Genomic DNA, 16,203 nt, shown 5'->3' on the forward strand with positions numbered 1-16,203 from the left:
TCCTGGGGTGTGACGGTCCGGTCTTGGCCGGCCGGGTCCGGCTGTGGGCCGACGGGGCAGGCCCCCCGGCACGGGGGTGCGGGGGGCCTGTCTCGGGGAACTGCCGGTCGGCAGCGCGTGCGTGTACGGACGCGCTGCCGGCGGGCGGTCCTGCGGACTCAGTACCGGTAGTGGTCCGACTTGTAGGGGCCGTCCACCTCGACACCGATGTACGAGGCCTGCTCGGGGCGCAGCCGGGTGAGCTTGACGCCGAGCGAGTCCAGGTGCAGGCGGGCGACCTTCTCGTCCAGGTGCTTGGGCAGCGTGTAGACGCCCGTGGGGTACTCGGACGGCTTGGTGAACAGCTCGATCTGGGCGAGGGTCTGGTCGGCGAAGGAGTTGGACATCACGAACGAGGGGTGGCCGGTGGCGTTGCCCAGGTTGAGCAGGCGGCCCTCGGAGAGCACGATGAGGACCTTGCCGTCGGAGAACGTCCAGGTGTGGACCTGCGGCTTGACCTCGTCCTTGACGATGCCGGGGATGCGGGCCAGGCCGGCCATGTCGATCTCGTTGTCGAAGTGGCCGATGTTGCCCACGATCGCCTGGTGCTTCATCCGCGCCATGTCCGAGGCCAGGATGATGTCCTTGTTGCCGGTGGTGGTGATGAAGATGTCGGCGGTCTCGACGACCTCGTCCAGGGTCGTGACCTGGTAGCCGTCCATCGCCGCCTGGAGCGCGCAGATCGGGTCGATCTCCGTGATGATCACGCGGGCGCCCTGGCCGCGCAGCGACTCCGCGCAGCCCTTGCCGACGTCGCCGTAGCCGCACACCACGGCGGTCTTGCCGCCGATGAGGACGTCGGTGGCGCGGTTGATGCCGTCGATGAGGGAGTGCCGGCAGCCGTACTTGTTGTCGAACTTCGACTTCGTCACCGCGTCGTTCACGTTGATCGCGGGGAACAGCAGGACGCCGTCGCGCTGCATCTCGTACAGGCGGTGCACGCCGGTGGTGGTCTCCTCGGTGACACCGCGGATCTCCGAGGCGAGCTGCGTCCACTTCTGCGAGCCGTCGGTGATGGTGCGGTTGAGCAGTTCGAGGATGACGCGGTGCTCGTCGTTCTCGGCGGTGTCGACGGCGGGAACCTTGCCGTCCTTCTCGTACTCGACGCCCTTGTGGACGAGGAGGGTGGCGTCACCGCCGTCGTCCAGGATCATGTTGGGGCCGCCGGTGGGGCTGTCCGGCCAGGTCAGCGCCTGCTCGGTGCACCACCAGTACTCCTCGAGCGTCTCGCCCTTCCAGGCGAAGACGGGGACGCCCTGGGGGTTGTCGGGGGTGCCGTTCGGGCCGACGGCGATGGCGGCGGCCGCGTGGTCCTGGGTGGAGAAGATGTTGCAGGAGGCCCAGCGGACCTGAGCGCCGAGGGCGGTCAGGGTCTCGATGAGGACGGCCGTCTGCACGGTCATGTGCAGGGAGCCGGTGACGCGGGCGCCGGCGAGGGGCTGGGCCTCGGCGTACTCCTTGCGGATCGACATGAGGCCGGGCATCTCGTGCTCGGCGAGGGTGATCTCCTTGCGGCCGAAGGCGGCCAGGGAGAGATCGGCGACCTTGAAGTCCTGTCGGTTGTCGACAGTCGTCATGGTGAGCTGCTCCTCGGGTTGGGTCGAGAGAGTGGATACGGCTGGTCTGCGCGGCGGCGGACACAGGGGTGCCCGAGATGGACACAGGCATGCCCGGTACGCGCAGCGCAGTCCGTCGGAGGCCCTCTCTCCCTCGGACGGTCCGCACCGGGACCGCCCGACCGCCATCAGCAGCGACGTCTGGCTCCGTTCCAAGCTACACCGGAGTCGCGGGGCGGCCCCAGTCCATCTCCGATCGGATCGCGCCGAACACGGTGGGTGAGCGGGCGGCCGGGTCGCGGGCCGCAACGGCGGCAGGGCCCGCCGGTGGTGCGGCGGGCCCTGTCGTCGGTGGTGGGTGCGGGTCAGTGTTCGGCCGGGTGCTGGGAGGGGCCGCCCGGGGTCGCCTCGGGGTCGGCGCCCTTGGCCGCCTCGGTCTCGCTGTAGATGTCGGGCTCGAGGTAGATGACGCGGGCGATGGGGACCGCCGTACGGATGCGGGCCTCGGCGGCGTTGATGGCGGCGGCGACCTGGCCGGCCGTGTCGTCGTGCCGGACGGCGATCTTGGCGGCGACGAGGAGTTCCTCGGGGCCGAGGTGGAGAGTGCGCATGTGGATGACGCGGGTGACGGTGTCGCCGTCGACGACGGCCGTCTCGATCTTGCGGAGGTCCTCGTTGTTGGCGGCCTCGCCGAGCAGGAGGGACTTGGTCTCGGCGGCCAGGACGAGCGCGATCAGGATGAGCAGGACGCCGATGCAGAGCGTGCCGATGCCGTCCCAGACGCCGTCGCCGGTGAGCAGGGCGAGGCCGACGCCGCCGAGGGCGAGGACGAGGCCGACGAGGGCGCCGAAGTCCTCCAGGAGGACGACGGGGAGTTCGGGGGCCTTGGCGCGGCGGACGAACTCCTTCCAGGAGTGGTCGCCCCGCAGAGGGTTGGACTCCTTGATGGCGGTGCGGAAGGAGAAGCCCTCGGCGATGATCGCGAAGACGAGGACTCCGACGGGCCAGTACCAGTGCTCGATCTCGTGCGGGTGCTTGATCTTCTCGTAGCCCTCGTAGATGGCGAACATGCCGCCGACCGAGAAGAGGACGATGGAGACGAGGAAGGCGTAGATGTAGCGCTCGCGGCCGTAGCCGAAGGGGTGTTGCGGGGTGGCCTCGCGCTGGGCCTTCTTGCCGCCGATGAGGAGCAGGGCCTGGTTGCCGGAGTCGGCGAGCGAGTGCACGCCCTCGGCGAGCATCGACGACGAGCCGCTGAACGCGAACGCTACGAACTTCGATGCCGCGATCGCGAGGTTGGCGCCGAGTGCCGCCACGATCGCCCTGGTGCCGCCTGACGCGCTCATGTGTTCGCGTTGTCCCTTCGCTTCCGTGCGTACGCCGTGCTGGGCGCGGCGCGGCCCGTCTTCGGTTTTGCCCGTCCTTTGCCGGGGGGTCATTCTTGCAGCCCGGCGCGGCGGCGGTGTGTCAGGGCGTCGCGCCCGGGGTCATGCGACGACCGTGGCCCGGAAGACCGTACCGGGACCGGTCACTTCGGCCTTGTGCCCCGCGGGGACGAAGACAGACGTGCCGGGCGTGAGCGTGTGGTCGTCCGCCCGGACGGTGCCCGCGGTGCACAGGAGGATCTGGGGGGTCGGCAGGGTGAGGTCGTGGGCGGGGGCGTCGGGCGGGAGGACGTGGCGCGACAGCCGGAACTCGTCGATGGGGGTGTCGTAGACCTCTTCGCCGTCGGGGGCGGCTTCGGGGCGCAGGACGCCGGGGTCGGCGGGCTCGAAGCGCACGACGCGCAGGAGTTCGGGTACGTCGACGTGTTTGGGGGTGAGGCCGCAGCGCAGGACGTTGTCGGAGTTGGCCATGATCTCGACGCCGAGGCCGTCGAGGTAGGCGTGCGGGATGCCGGCGCCGAGGAACAGGGCTTCGCCGGGCTGGAGCCGGACGTGGTTGAGCAGCATGGCGGCGATGACGCCGGGGTCGCCGGGGTAGTGGTGGGCGATGCCAGCGTAGGGGGTGTAGTCGCCGCCGAGGCGGTCGCAGGCGGCCGCGGCGGCGGCGACGGTGCGGGCCATCTCGTCGCGGTCGGCGGTGAGGATCGCCGTGAGGACCTCGCGCAGGGCCGCTTCCTCGGGCTGGGCGCGCAGGATGTCGACGTACGGCTCGAGGGAGTCGACGCCGAGGCCTTCCAGGAGGTCGGCCGCGTGCGCGGGGGCGCGGAAGCCGCACAGGCCGTCGAACTCGGTGAGGGCGCAGATGAGTTCGGGTTTGTGGTTGGCGTCCTTGTAGTTGCGGTGCGGGGCGTCGAGGGGGACGCCCCTGCGCTCCTCGTCCTCGTACCCCTTTCGCGCCTGGTCCAGGTCGGGGTGGACTTGGAGGGAGAGGGGCGCTCCGGCGGCGAGGATCTTGAGGAGGAAGGGGAGGCGGGGGCCGAACTTGGTGAGCGTGGGTGCGCCGAGTTCGCGTTCGGGGTCGGCGTCGATGATCTCGACCAGGGTGCCGCGGCCGGTGCGGGAGGGTGCGCCGGGGTGGGCGCCCATCCACATCTCGGCCTGCGGTTCGCCGGTCGGCTCGGTGCCGAGCAGGTGCGGGATCGCGGTCGTGGAACCCCAGGCGTAGGGGCGGACGGTGTTGTCGAGGCGGTCCATGGGGTTCTCTCTGCCTGCCGGTGTGCGGTCTGCCGTTTCGGGAAGCGGGCGGGGGCCGGTCAGGCGCCCGAGGCGAGGGCCAGGTAGACGGCGGCGAAGTCCGTGGTGGCGATCAGTTCGGCGAGGGTGACGAGTTCGTCGCCGGCCTCGGGCTCGAGTTCGCTGATCGGCGCGTCGTGGCTGAGGGCCAGGTCACGGGCGGCCGGGGCGGCGGTGAGGCCGCCGATCGGGCGGTCGCGCAGCAGCACTACGCACGCGTGCAGCGCCGGGGCTTCCTCGACGCGGTCGCGGAAGAAGTCGTCCGGGTCGGCGCTGGCGGCGAGGGGGCCGGCGAGGATCGCTTGGTGTTCGGCGAGGGCCTCGGGGAGTTCGGCTACCAAGGCGGGGCGGCCGGCGAGTTCGGCGAGGGCGCCCGCGAAGCGGCGGCCGGCGGGGCCCGCGCTGGTGCCCTCGGTCCAGATCACCGGGAGGGAGTCGGCGAGTTCGGCGGCGAGGGTCTTCGCGGGGTTGCTGTAGGTCGCGACGGCGGGGCCGCAGCGTTCGGCGACGCGGTCGAGACGGTCGGCGACCCGTTCGAGTTCCTCGGGCGGGGCGGAGAGCAGGGCGATGCGGTCGAGGAGGGCGAGGAGCGGGGTGAGGAGGGCCCAGAGGACTCCGGGGGCGGAGGCCGCGGCGGGGACCTGCTCGTCCTGTTCGTACGGGGCGGTCGCGAGCGGTACGAACAGGCCGTGGGCGGCGGCGGTCGCTTCGGTGAGCGGGGAGTCGGCGGGGGCCACGGCGGCGACGGTGCAGCCGCGGCGGTAGGCCTGCTCGGCGAGGAGGGAGAGGCCGGGTTCGCTGCCGTCCGGGGTGGCGATGAGGAGGAGGTCGACGGAGCCCGCCCAGCCGGGGAGTTCCCAGCGCATGGCGCCGGCGGCGGGGGCGACGCCGGTGGGGGTCAGGCGGATGACGGGGCAGGCGGCGCCGGCGAGCGTGCCGAGGAGGTCGGCGACACAGATGGCGGCGGCGCCGGGGCCCGCGATGAGGATGGCGCGGGGGCGGCCGTCGGGCCGGAGGGTGTGGACGCCTGCCTCCGCGGCGTGCCGGGCGGCGGTGCGGACGCGGGCGCCGGCCTCGGCCGCGCCGCGCAGGAGGGCCCGGCGGTCGGCCTCGGCGAGGGCGTCCGGTGTGTCGAGCAGCGAGTCGTCCAGCATGTCGGCAGTCTCCGATCGCCTGGGGCGTCGTCGGTGTGCGGGGCCGCTCGGCGCGGCGCGGGCGCGGGGTGCGGGCCGCGTGGCGCCGGGTGTCCGTGCCGGGGCGGCTCGGCCGGGGCCGCCGAGGTGGCCTCCGGCCCGGGGCGCCGTCGCGGCGGGTGGGCGCGGGGGTGCGGCGCGGCCGCGGTGTGCCGTTACGCGGCGGGGCGGCGGGCCTCGTCGACGAGGAGGACGGGGATGCCGTCGCGGACGGGGTAGGCCAGGCCGCAGTCCTTGCCCGTGCAGATCAGCTCCGCGTCCTGCTCCTCCAGGGGGGCGTGGCAGGCGGGGCAGGCGAGGATCTCCAGGAGGCCGGCTTCGAGCGGCATGGGGTGTCCCTTCGGGGTGCGCGGATGTGCCTGGTCAGGGTACCGCTGGTGGAGTTGGGGCGGAGGATGGACGAGGGACGGGCCCGCGCCGCCCCTGCCCCTGCCCCCCCGCCCCCGCGGCGGGCGGACGGGCGGGGCAGGCAGCAGGCAGCAGGCAGCAGGCAGCAGGCAGCAGGCAGCAGGGTCAGGATCGGATGAGGGCGAGGGCCTCGTCGCGGATCCTGGTCATCGTCGCCTCGTCGCGGGCCTCCGCGTTGAGGCGCAGGAGGGGTTCGGTGTTGGAGGGGCGGACGTTGAACCACCAGTCGGCGGCGGAGACGGTCAGGCCGTCGAGTTCGTCGAGGGTGACGTCCTCCCGGTCGCCGTACACGGCCTTGATCGCGGCGATGCGGCCGGCCTGGTCGGCGACCGTGGAGTTGATCTCCCCGGAGCCGCTGTAGCGGTCGTACTCCGCGACCAGGGTGGAGAGCGGGCCGTCCTGGCCGCCGAGGGCGGCGAGGACGTGGAGGGCGGCCAGCATGCCGGTGTCGGCGTTCCAGAAGTCCTTGAAGTAGTAGTGCGCGGAGTGCTCGCCGCCGAAGATCGCGCCGGAGCGGGCCATCTCCGCCTTGATGAAGGAGTGGCCGACGCGGGTGCGGACGGGGGTGCCGCCGTGTTCCTTCACGACCTCCGGGACGGTCCGGGAGGTGATCAGGTTGTGGATGACCGTGCCCTCGCCGCCGTTGCGCGCGAGTTCGCGGGCGGCGACCAGGGCAGTGATCGCGGACGGGGAGACGGGCTCGCCCCGCTCGTCGACGACGAAGCAGCGGTCGGCGTCGCCGTCGAAGGCGAGGCCGAGGTCGGCGGATTCCTCGCGGACGCGCTTTTGCAGGTCCACGAGGTTCGCCGGGTCGAGGGGGTTGGCCTCGTGGTTGGGGAAGGTGCCGTCCAGTTCGAAGTACAGCGGGACGAGCGTCAGGGGCAGGCCGTCGAAGACGGTGGGCACGGTGTGGCCGCCCATGCCGTTGCCCGCGTCGACCACGACCTTCAGGGGGCGGACGGACGTCAGGTCGACGAGGGCGCGCAGGTGCGCCGCGTAGTCCTTCAACGTGTCGGCCGTGGTGAGGGTTCCCGGGGTCGTGGCCGGCGCGGGGACGGAGTCGGCGGTGTCCGGGTCGGTCCAGCGTTCGACGAGTTCGCGGATCTCGGTGAGTCCGGTGTCCTGGCCGACCGGGGCGGCGCCGGCGCGGCAGAGCTTGATGCCGTTGTAGCGGGCCGGGTTGTGCGAGGCCGTGAACATGGCGCCGGGCAGGTCGAGGGCGCCCGAGGCGTAGTAGAGCTGGTCCGTGGAGCACAGGCCGATCTGGGTCACGTGCACGCCGAGGGCCGCCGCGCCGCGCGCGAAGGCGCCGGACAGGCCGGGCGAGGAAGGGCGCATGTCGTGGCCGACGACGATGGCTCCGGCGCCGGTCACCAGGGCGAAGGCGGCTCCGAACAGCTCGGCCAGCGACTCGTCCCACTGGTCGGGGACCACCCCGCGTACGTCGTACGCCTTCACGAGCTGTGACAGATCAGCGGCCACGGCCACCCTTCCTGAGGTCCGGTAGGTCTTTGGGTCGGTAGGTCTTTGGGTCGGTAGGTCATCGGGTCGGTGAGTCACCACAAAGTACCCGGACCGGTCCGCCGTCCGCGGTGGGCCCGTCGGCCGGGCCGGCACGGCTGCGGCGGAGCTCTTCGGGGGTGGGGCACGCGCGCGTGGGCGTCGGCGGACCGGCGCGTGCGCGAGCGACGGTCGAGGTGCTTCAAGTCGGCGGCCCGGGAGGTCGGTTGCGGCCGGAGAGTGACCGACGGCTGTCAAACCGGCTTCGGGGCGGGCTGTTCGGCCGGGCCGGGAGGCAACGCGCCTGGCGCGCGGGCCTGTCGGAGGGGATCGGGCGGCACCGGTCCGCGCGCAGGGGCGGGCGGGTGCGGGATCAGTTGTCCGGCGAGCGCAGCACCCGCAGGTGGCCGCGGCGCGCGACCTCCATGGGGTCCGCCGCGCGTCCGCCGCCGGCGCCGGCCGCGCGTCCCTGCGGGCGGGCGGCCTCGCGGACGGCGTTGGCCAGTGCTTCCAGGTCGTCACCGCTGGGGCGGGCAGGGGCCGAACCGTCGAGGAGCCGGACGACCTCCCAGCCGCGCGGGGCGGTGAGGCGCTCGGAGTGCTCGGCGCACAGGTCGTAGCAGTGGGGTTCGGCGTAGGTGGCGAGCGGGCCGAGGACCGCGGTCGAGTCGGCGTAGACGTACGTCAGCGTCGCGACGGCGGGTCGGCCGCAGGCAGTTCGCGAACAGCGACGTACAGGGCTCACGACGTTGGACGGTACCGCACTCTTGAGCGGGCCGCGACGACTCTCCACCAGGTCACTCCACCGTGTCGTGTTGTGAAACGCCCCACGCGCTTCCTCAGTCATACCCCGCTGACCTGCGCGAACACCAGTGGTTAAACGCAGGAAGACCTCGACTCGCAGTCACCGTTCGACACAAACGGCATCAATTGCGATGACTTCGCCGGTCTCGGAGAGATACGGAATCGAGCCCAACCTTGGCTGGAATGGTCATCTGGCGACATGCGGGGCACGGTGGCCGACGGGGCGGTGTCGCCGTGCGGGGCCGGGCGGCGGGTCACGGCGGGGACTACGCTTCAGTAGTGATGGACAGCCCCGTACCGCCGCCGCCCGCCGCAGGCCCCGGACCCCGTCGTCGCGACCGCCACGGCCGGGGCATGCGGGGGCCCGTCGCGCCCCCGCAGGTCCCCTTGGCGGCCAGTCGTTCCGACGTGTTCGCCGATCTCGTGCAGGACTCCGTGGAACGGCTGGAGCGGCGGTGGCCGCAGCTCGCCGACATCGACTTCATGGTGCTGGAGGTGCCGCGCCTGGACGCGGCCCCGGAGCCGTGGAACGACGAGGCGGTGCCGCTGGGCGGGACGATCGCCGCGCGTGAGGGACGGCCGCCGCGGGTGGTCGTCTACCGGCGGCCGGTGGAGATCCGCACCAAGGGGCGCGACGAGCGGGCCGCGTTGGTGCACGAGGTGGTCGTCGAGCAGGTCGCGGAGCTGCTGGGGCTGACACCGGAGACGGTGGATCCGCGCTACGGCGAGGACTGAGGTCCTCTCGCGCTCCACCGCCGTCCCGGCGCCCCGGTGCCCCTCTTCCGGGGTGCCCCGACAGCCCTTTCGGGTTACTTCTGGAGCACCGTGATGTCCTGGTCGGCCTCCGGGACCGCCACGGTGCCGCGGTCGTCGGGGAGGGTCTGGACCGTGAAGCCGGGGACGCCGTCCTGGGTGGCCGTCAGGGTGCGGGCGGCGTAGACGGGGGTGTCCGTGAGGGGTTCGACGGTCAGCGCGTAGGTGCCCTTCAGGCCGGTGGGGACGGGGAGTTGGACGTCCTGGGTGGTGCCGGCCTTGACGGTGTACGTCTTGGACACGGCCGTGCCGCCGCCGCTGCCCGCGGACGCGGTGACCTTCACCTGAGCGGTGCCCTCGGGCGCGGTGAGGGAGAGCGTGGTGCCCTTGGCGCTGTTGTCGGCGGCGGACGCGCGCGTGCGGACCGGCGCGGTGGCGCTGATGAAGGCGGACTCCTGGTCGGCGCCCTTGCCGCGCAGCACCCGTACGGCGGCGACGACGGGCACCGACCGGCCCGTGGGCGTCAGGACCAGCGAGCCGGCCTCCCCGCGCGTGACGTCGCCGAGGTCGACCGAGGCCGTCATGCCCGCCTTGACGTGCAGGGTCTCGTGTCCGGCGGGGGTGATCAGGCCGGAGGGGGAGGCGAGTTGGATTTTGAGGTCCGCGTCGGCGTCGCCGGGCGCGTGGGCGACGAGGCGGACGGCGGTGGCGTCCTTGGGGATGCCGGGGACGACCTGGGTGCCCGCCGCGTCCGTCGAGGCGGCCAGCCAGTCCCCGCCGAGCTTCTCGTCGAGGGCCTGGACGGCGGCTCCGACGCGGCCGCTGCGGACGTTCACGTGGACGGTGAGGTCCTCCTGCTTCTCGCCGGTGAGCGTGGACAGCAGGACGGGCTCGCTGGAGTGGGCCGGGATCGTGATGCCGTCGCCCACGGTGGTCGGCAGGGCGCCGTCCTTGCCGTAGAGCTCGATGTCGGCCACGGCTGCGGCGTCGTCCGGGTTGGTGAGATGGACGTAGTCCGTGCGGTCGGCGAGGGTGCTGACGCCGGGGAACCAGAACTCGGTGTCCGGCGGGGTGCAGGTGACGCCCTGGAGGCCGCGGCCGGTGCCGGCGGGGACCTCGGTGGTCGCCTGGACGGTCCAGCCGGGGGCGAACTTGCCGTCGGCGGTGCCCAGCAGGGCGGGCGCCTCGCCTCCGGTGGTGTCGCCGACGGCCGGGGTGCCGGGTGCCTTGGGCGTGAGGACCGGCTTCACGGCCTTCTTCTTGTCGCCCTTGTCGCCCTTGTCGTCCGCCTTGTCGCCGGCCTTGTCCGTCGCCTTCCCGGTCGGCTTGCCGGTCGCCGCGTCCGCCGACTGCCCGGTGGCCGCCGTCAGTCGGGCGGCGCCGTCGGCGCCGGTGCCCTTGGTGACGGGCGTGAAGGACGTGTACGACGTCTCCGCGAGGTCGGACGTGCTAGGCGAGGGGCAGACCAGGCTCGTGCGCTCCACGGGCAGTTCGGCGGCCGCCTTGCCGGTGTCCGGGGCCGACGCGCCGGGCTGGTTGAGCGTGGCGAACCCGGTGACCGCGGCGAGCGCGGCCGTGCCGGCGATCAGGGACAGGGTGGTGCGGTTCACTGCTGGCTCCTGTCGGGGCGCTCGCTGCCGGTGCCGTGGGGGTGCCGGTCCGGGTCGTAGGCGGGGTCGTAGCCGCCCTGGCCGTAGGCCGCCGGGTCGTAGCCCTGCTGCTGGTAGTTCTGGTCGTAGGCCGCCTGCTGCGCCTGGCCGTCGTACGCCGACTGCTCCGCCTGCCCGTCGTACGGCGTCTGCTGGGGCTGCCCGTCGTAGGCGTACGGGTCGTACTGGCCGGCCTGGTAGGGGTCGTAGGCCTGCTGGTCGTAGCCGCCGCCCTGGTACTGCTGGGCGCCCTGGTACTGCTCACCCGCGTACTGATCGCTGTAGTCCGCCTGGTCCCACTCGCCGTAGGACTGCTGCTGCGGGACCACGACCGGGCTCTCCTCGGGTGCCTGCGACGGGAACTCCCCGTCGTGGGCGGCCTCTTCGGAACCGGAACCGAACCCGAACCCGGGGTCGGCCTCGGCCTCGGTCTCCGCCTCGGCCTGGGCGCGCAGGCGGCGGGCGCGGCGGCCCTCGCCGTCGGCCGCCCCTTCCGCGAGCGGCTCCTCCTCGGGGAGGTCGTCATCGACGTCGCGACGACGGCCCGGGAGGGCGAGGACCACGAGGACGAGGGCGAGGAAGCCCTGGGTCCACAGCCACACGGTGTGGGTGAACGGGTCGTCGTAGGTGACGTCCAGCACACCGCCGGAGGCCGGGAGTTCGAAGCCCTGGGCCCAGCCGTCGACGGTGGTGGGGGTGAGGGCCTCGCCGTCGAGGGTGGCCGTCCAGCCGTCGGCGACGGCGTCGGCCAGGCGCAGGACCCGGTCGCCGGAACCGCCCGGCAGGGTGGTGTGGATGTCGACGGGGCCCGCGGCGACGGGGACCGGTGTGCCCGTGCCGGACTTCGCGACGACGGCCGCGCGGGAGACCTCCTGGTCGACCCGCCACAGGGCGCTGCCGTTCTGCTGGCTGAGCCGCTTCAGGCCGGGTGTGGCGTCCAGGACGCGGGTGACCTCGCGGGGTGCGCCCTTGTGGACGAGGACGTAGCCCACGGCGAACTTGCCGAGCTCGTCGGCCTGGTCGGCGCCGGAACCGGCGACCAGGTTGGCGACGATCTTGTCGAGCCGCCCGTTCTCGCCGTCGGCCGCGGCGAGTTCGGCGTCGCCGAGGCGGGCGCCGGAGCCGCGTACCAGCATGTAGCCGACGTGGGCGGCGGAGTCGCTGTCGAGGACGAGGGTGCGGGGCTGGTCGCGGTTGCCGGCCTCCGCGGCGACGAACGCGGGCACCTGGACGGGGTCGCGTCGTTCGAGGGGGCCGTCGGCGCCGCCGATCATCCAGCCGGCGGCGAGCAGCAGCGGTCCGGCCGCCGAGGCGAAGGCGATCAGGGCGGCCACCGGCTGGCGCCAGCCGAAGCTCTGCTCGGCGACACGCGTGCGTGCCCCGTCGGCGCCGATGACGGCGGCGGCGAGGAGGGCGAGGCCGTAGACGAGGGTGGCCGGTCCGGCCCAGGTGGAGCCGTTGGACAGCACCGCGAAAACGAGCCCGACGAGGGCGACCGCCCAGGACGCCCGGACGCCGAAGGTGCGCTCCGAGCGCAGCAGGGCGGCCAGCGCGGCGAGCACGATGCCGATGAGCATGAGGCCGTCGACGGTGCCCGGGCCGCCGGGGCTGGCGCCGAGCAGGTCGATCGCGGTGGCGGACGACGGTCCGAAGTCGAGGCCGGCCTGGGTGAAGAAGCCGAACGGCAGCAGGGACAGCGACCAGGGCGCGAGGATCAGCAGGGGGGTGCCCAGCTGGGCCAGCAAGCGCAGCCCGTAGGCGGTGATCTCGCCGCGGCGCACGGCGAGGACCGCGAGGCCCAGGACGAGCGCGACGGGCCAGACGATCGGCGTGAAGGCGGTGGTGATCGTCAGCAGCAGGGCGTAGGCCCAGGTGGCGCGCCAGCTGCCGCGGGCACCGGACGCGTGCGTGAGGCCGCTCGCGGCGACGCCCGCGCGGGCGATGAGCGGCAGCAGGACGGCCAGGACGGCGGTGCCGACCCGGCCGCCGGCGAGGGCGCCGGTGGCGGCGGGCAGGAAGGCGTAGACGACGGCCGCCCAGGCACGCAGGAGACGGGACTCCACGAGCGGCCGGGAGGCGAAGTAGGCGGTGAAGCCGGCCAGCGGCACCGAGCAGACCAGCAGCACGGTGAGGGCGAGGCCGGTCGAGCCGAACAGCAGGGTGGCCAGTGTCGCGATGATCGCGAGGTAGGGCGGGGCGGACGGGGTGCCGCCGGTGCCGATCGGATGCCAGGCGTCGAGGTAGCTCGACCACAGCGTGGAGGCGTCGGCCGGGGCGGGGAGCAGGGCGCCGCCCGCGAGCGCGCCGCCGCCGAGGAGGTTGCGGCAGGCGACCAGGGAGACGAGCAGCAGGACGAGGAAGAGCACCGGGCCGGGTTTGCGGGCGATGCGCTTGAGGCGGGCGAACTGCTCGATCTCCAGGAAGTCGGCGTCGTCACCGCCGGGTCCGGACTCGACGGCGCCGCCGTGCCGGCCGGCGCCGGAGACGGCGTCGGGGTCGGAGGAGCCGAAGAAGTCGCCGGCGACCTGTTCGACGGTGGCCCGCACGGTGGCGCCGGGAGGCGGGAACAGGGGGCGCAGTTCGTCCTTGCCGACCGCCGGTTTCCCGCGGCTGCGCCGCCCGGCGATGATCCGTTCGGGCCGCAGCAGGGTGCCCAGCAGGCCGCGGATCTCGTCGAGGGCCTGTCCGGGGACCTTGCCGACGAGGTAGGCGACGGTGCGCAGCAGGGTGCCGACGACGAGCCGCAGCAGGACCCAGGGCAGCAGGGCGGTGCGGCTGTTGACGAGGAGGGTGTAGACGGCGCCGGCCTTGTCGACCTTGTGCGGGGAGGCGCTGGTGCGGCCCGCGCAGTCGACGGTGCGGCGCTCCCGGGAGGCGGCCTCGGCGTGCCGGACGACGGCCTCGGGGGCGATGAGGACGCGGTGGCCCGCGGCCTGGGCGCGCCAGCACAGGTCTACGTCGTCGCGCATCAGGGGCAGACGGCGGTCGAAGCCGCCGAGGCGGTCGAAGACGTCGCGGCGGATCAGCATGCCGGCCGTGGAGACGGACAGCACGGACCGGACGTGGTCGTGCTGGCCCTGGTCCTGTTCGCGGCGGTCGAGGCCGGTCCAGCGGCGGCCGGAGTGGGCGATGGTGACGCCGACCTCGAGGAGCTGGCGGCGGTCGTACCAGCCGCGGAGCTTGGGGCCGACGACGGCCACGTCGTCGCGGCCCAGTTCGAGTTCGTTGTCGACCACGCGCAGCAGTTCGGCGAGCGCGCCCGGTTCGGGGGCGCTGTCGTCGTGCAGCAGCCACAGCCACTGCACGGGCTCGCCGTACGGGAGTTCCGGCAGGTCGTAGGCGTCGTCGCGCCAGGTGCGCGTGACGGGGTCCCAGCCGCTGGGGCGCTTGAGGTAGGGCAGTTCCTCGGGGGTGAGGACCGGTGCGGTGCGGTTGGCCTCCTCGACGGCCTGGCCGAAGCCGGTGCGCCGGGCGAGGTGCAGGACGCGGTCGTCGCCGAGGGCCTCGCCGAGCAGGCGGGCGGAGTCGTCCGAGCTGCCGGTGTCGGCGGCGATGACGGACTGGACGGGGCGCTCCTGGCCGAGCAGCCCGGCGAGCGCGTCGGGCAGCCAGCGGGCACCGTCGTGGGAGACGATCACCGCGGTCACTGCGTGACGCGGGAACTCAGGTGTGGCAGCGCCGTCGTGGCGGGCTGCCGTGTGGCTGTGCACGGACATCGAGGTACGGGCCCCGGTTCGGTGGACTGCGGTGGACGCCTGCGCCGTGTGGGCGGCGGGGTGTCTCGGACGAGCGCCCACACTATCGGCTGAACCGGAAGGGGCGGAGCGCGGCGCTGTGACCGGGGGCGGCCGCCGGGCGGTGGACGGGCGACGGCCCGCCGCGCGTGGACGACCCACGTGCGACGGGCCGTTCGGACCCTTGCTTCCCGTAGTGCGGCACCGCGGTCGTCTCCCGTACCGCGACCGCCGCGGTGTCTTTCGTGCCCGTCGATGCGGTCCTGGCTCAGACCGCCGCCTTCTTCAGCCGGCGGCGCTCCCGTTCGGACAGGCCGCCCCAGATGCCGAAGCGCTCGTCGTTGGCCAGGGCGTACTCGAGGCATTCGGAGCGGACCTCACAGGCGAGGCAGACCTTCTTCGCCTCGCGGGTGGAGCCGCCCTTCTCGGGGAAGAAGGACTCGGGATCGGTCTGGGCGCACAGCGCGCGCTCCTGCCAGCCGAGTTCCTCGTCCGCGTCGTCGACGTCGACCAGCAGTTGCTGCACCAGCTCGGTCATGTGCGCCCCTCGCTCTGTCTTTCGCGTCCCCGTGACGTGGCCGTTACCGATTCCGGCTGAACGACACGAGTGAAATTACAAGTGTGCTGCTCCGGGCGAGTCAAGCCGAGATCTGCTATTGGGCCCCTTATTCACTCTGCGGAACCAAGGCCAAGCGGTAAGTGTTCAAATCGCCATAAACCTTGACACGCAGATGGAGCCCCGGAAGGCCGTCGGCCCCGCACGGTGCTCGTACGGAGAAGACGCCCACAGGTGCGATCCCGTTGCGGCACGCACGCGGAAGCGAACCTGATCACAGAAGGATCACGGGATCGCCAGGAGGCTTGCGCGCCCGGCATGTGCGCCATGTGTCCCGGTCGGGGCATGCACAAACCTTTCACCTCGCAGATGAACCGAATGAGGTGAACCGGGTCCCACATACCGGGCGTCGAGTTGACAGTGGAGGTGTGAACCGCTGTCCTTGTGGGCATGCTCGCGAACTTGGCACTCACCTCGACCCGCTCCGCCGGGTCCCACGGTGCTGCCCGCGCTCGCTGTAGCTGTTGTCGTCGTTCCAGCTGTTGAGCCAACGCGCTCCGGCCGCTCCCCCTGAGTCCACCGCGACTCGGCTGCTGTTTCCCTCCGGCCCACACCAGGGCGCCCCTGCTCCTCCCGCGATCCGGGCGGACGGTACGTGACACCCAGCCCCCCACTTCCTTCCGCCTCTTCCGCCGAGGAACACGCACCCCAATGAACAGCGACAGCGACCTCCAGATCGCGGGCGACCTCCTCGAAGTCCCGCACCTCCTCCAGGCTCCGCGCGAACACCCGGCCACCGTCGCCGAGTTCGTCGGCCTGGCCCGCTCCGTCGCCGCCGACCGGGACCGGTGGGCCCACCTGGTCCGGTACGACGCGACGACCCGCTGGTACCACCGGCTGCGCACCGGCCCCGGCTACGAGGTGTGGCTGCTGTCCTGGGTGCCCGGACAGGGCAGCGGGCTGCACGACCACGGCCGCTCCTCGGGCGTGCTCACCGTCCTGGACGGCGAGCTGACCGAGCGCACGGAGCGCGGGAAGCGGGTGCTCACGGCCGGTGTGCAGCGGGTCTTCGCGCCGGGGTACGCGCACGAGGTCGTCAACGACGCCCTGGAGCCGGCGGTCAGCCTGCACGTCTACTTCCCGGGCCTGACGGAGATGCCCATGCACCCGGGGTCCGGGCTCCTCACGGCCGCGGGGACCGGGTCCGCCGAGGGCGCCCGCCGGACACCGATGGCCTGCACGGCGCTCGCGGCGCACGGACCGACGGACCCCGTCGGCCCGTAGGGGTGACCGGGATTTCCACAGGCGGGTGGTTGTCCACAACCGGCCGACG

Annotated in this window: 12 protein-coding genes; 2 read left to right on the forward strand and 10 right to left on the reverse strand. The window is 73.1% G+C overall.

The features are described from left to right. Positions 1 to 158 precede the first annotated feature (158 nt). From ahcY to Saso_RS15165, 7 genes are all read right to left on the reverse strand, one after another. Entirely contained in the window at positions 159 to 1,616 is a 1,458-nt protein-coding gene (gene ahcY / locus Saso_RS15135) for an adenosylhomocysteinase (RefSeq protein ID WP_189920596.1), read from the reverse strand. A 344-nt stretch (positions 1,617 to 1,960) separates the two neighbouring features. Beyond that, a complete protein-coding gene (locus tag Saso_RS15140) occupies positions 1,961 to 2,941 on the reverse strand; it encodes a cation diffusion facilitator family transporter (RefSeq protein ID WP_189920597.1) in 981 nt (326 codons plus the stop codon). A gap of 141 nt (positions 2,942 to 3,082) precedes the next feature. Further along, positions 3,083 to 4,234 (reverse strand): mannose-6-phosphate isomerase, class I, encoded by a 1,152-nt coding sequence (gene manA / locus Saso_RS15145; RefSeq protein ID WP_189920598.1) that lies wholly within the window; start codon positions 4,232 to 4,234, stop codon positions 3,083 to 3,085. A gap of 59 nt (positions 4,235 to 4,293) precedes the next feature. Beyond that, positions 4,294 to 5,427, reverse strand: a complete 1,134-nt coding sequence (locus tag Saso_RS15150; protein WP_189920600.1) for an SIS domain-containing protein — start codon at positions 5,425 to 5,427, stop codon at positions 4,294 to 4,296. A gap of 194 nt (positions 5,428 to 5,621) precedes the next feature. Continuing rightward, positions 5,622 to 5,795, reverse strand: coding sequence for a Trm112 family protein (locus Saso_RS15155; protein WP_189920601.1), 174 nt, complete (start codon positions 5,793 to 5,795; stop codon positions 5,622 to 5,624). 184 nt (positions 5,796 to 5,979) lie between these two features. Next, positions 5,980 to 7,356 (reverse strand): phosphomannomutase/phosphoglucomutase, encoded by a 1,377-nt coding sequence (locus Saso_RS15160; protein WP_189920603.1) that lies wholly within the window; start codon positions 7,354 to 7,356, stop codon positions 5,980 to 5,982. A gap of 391 nt (positions 7,357 to 7,747) precedes the next feature. Next, complete coding sequence (locus Saso_RS15165) at positions 7,748 to 8,167, reverse strand: DUF3499 domain-containing protein (protein ID WP_189920605.1); 420 nt, start codon at positions 8,165 to 8,167, stop codon at positions 7,748 to 7,750. Positions 8,168 to 8,460: 293 nt separating this feature from the next. Between Saso_RS15165 and Saso_RS15170 the strand changes: the two genes are divergently transcribed. Beyond that, positions 8,461 to 8,913, forward strand: a complete 453-nt coding sequence (locus Saso_RS15170; RefSeq protein ID WP_189921385.1) for a metallopeptidase family protein — start codon at positions 8,461 to 8,463, stop codon at positions 8,911 to 8,913. Positions 8,914 to 8,987: 74 nt separating this feature from the next. On the opposite strand, the gene Saso_RS15175 is transcribed toward Saso_RS15170, so the two are convergent. From Saso_RS15175 to Saso_RS15185, 3 genes are all read right to left on the reverse strand, one after another. Then, on the reverse strand, positions 8,988 to 10,541 hold the full coding sequence (locus Saso_RS15175) for a DUF5719 family protein (RefSeq protein WP_189920607.1): 1,554 nt from the start codon (positions 10,539 to 10,541) through the stop codon (positions 8,988 to 8,990). Next, positions 10,538 to 14,296 (reverse strand): glycosyltransferase family 2 protein, encoded by a 3,759-nt coding sequence (locus tag Saso_RS15180; protein WP_189920609.1) that lies wholly within the window; start codon positions 14,294 to 14,296, stop codon positions 10,538 to 10,540. Before Saso_RS15180 ends, Saso_RS15175 begins: the two co-directional genes overlap by 4 nt. Before the next feature lie 286 nt (positions 14,297 to 14,582). Then, complete coding sequence (locus tag Saso_RS15185; RefSeq protein ID WP_020128551.1) at positions 14,583 to 14,852, reverse strand: WhiB family transcriptional regulator; 270 nt, start codon at positions 14,850 to 14,852, stop codon at positions 14,583 to 14,585. A 729-nt stretch (positions 14,853 to 15,581) separates the two neighbouring features. Here Saso_RS15185 and Saso_RS15190 point away from each other — a divergent pair. Beyond that, entirely contained in the window at positions 15,582 to 16,154 is a 573-nt protein-coding gene (locus Saso_RS15190) for a cysteine dioxygenase (protein ID WP_229901206.1), read from the forward strand. Positions 16,155 to 16,203 lie beyond the last annotated feature (49 nt).

Origin of the sequence: Streptomyces asoensis (assembly GCF_016860545.1) — a bacterium.
Classification (GTDB): domain Bacteria; phylum Actinomycetota; class Actinomycetes; order Streptomycetales; family Streptomycetaceae; genus Streptomyces; species Streptomyces asoensis.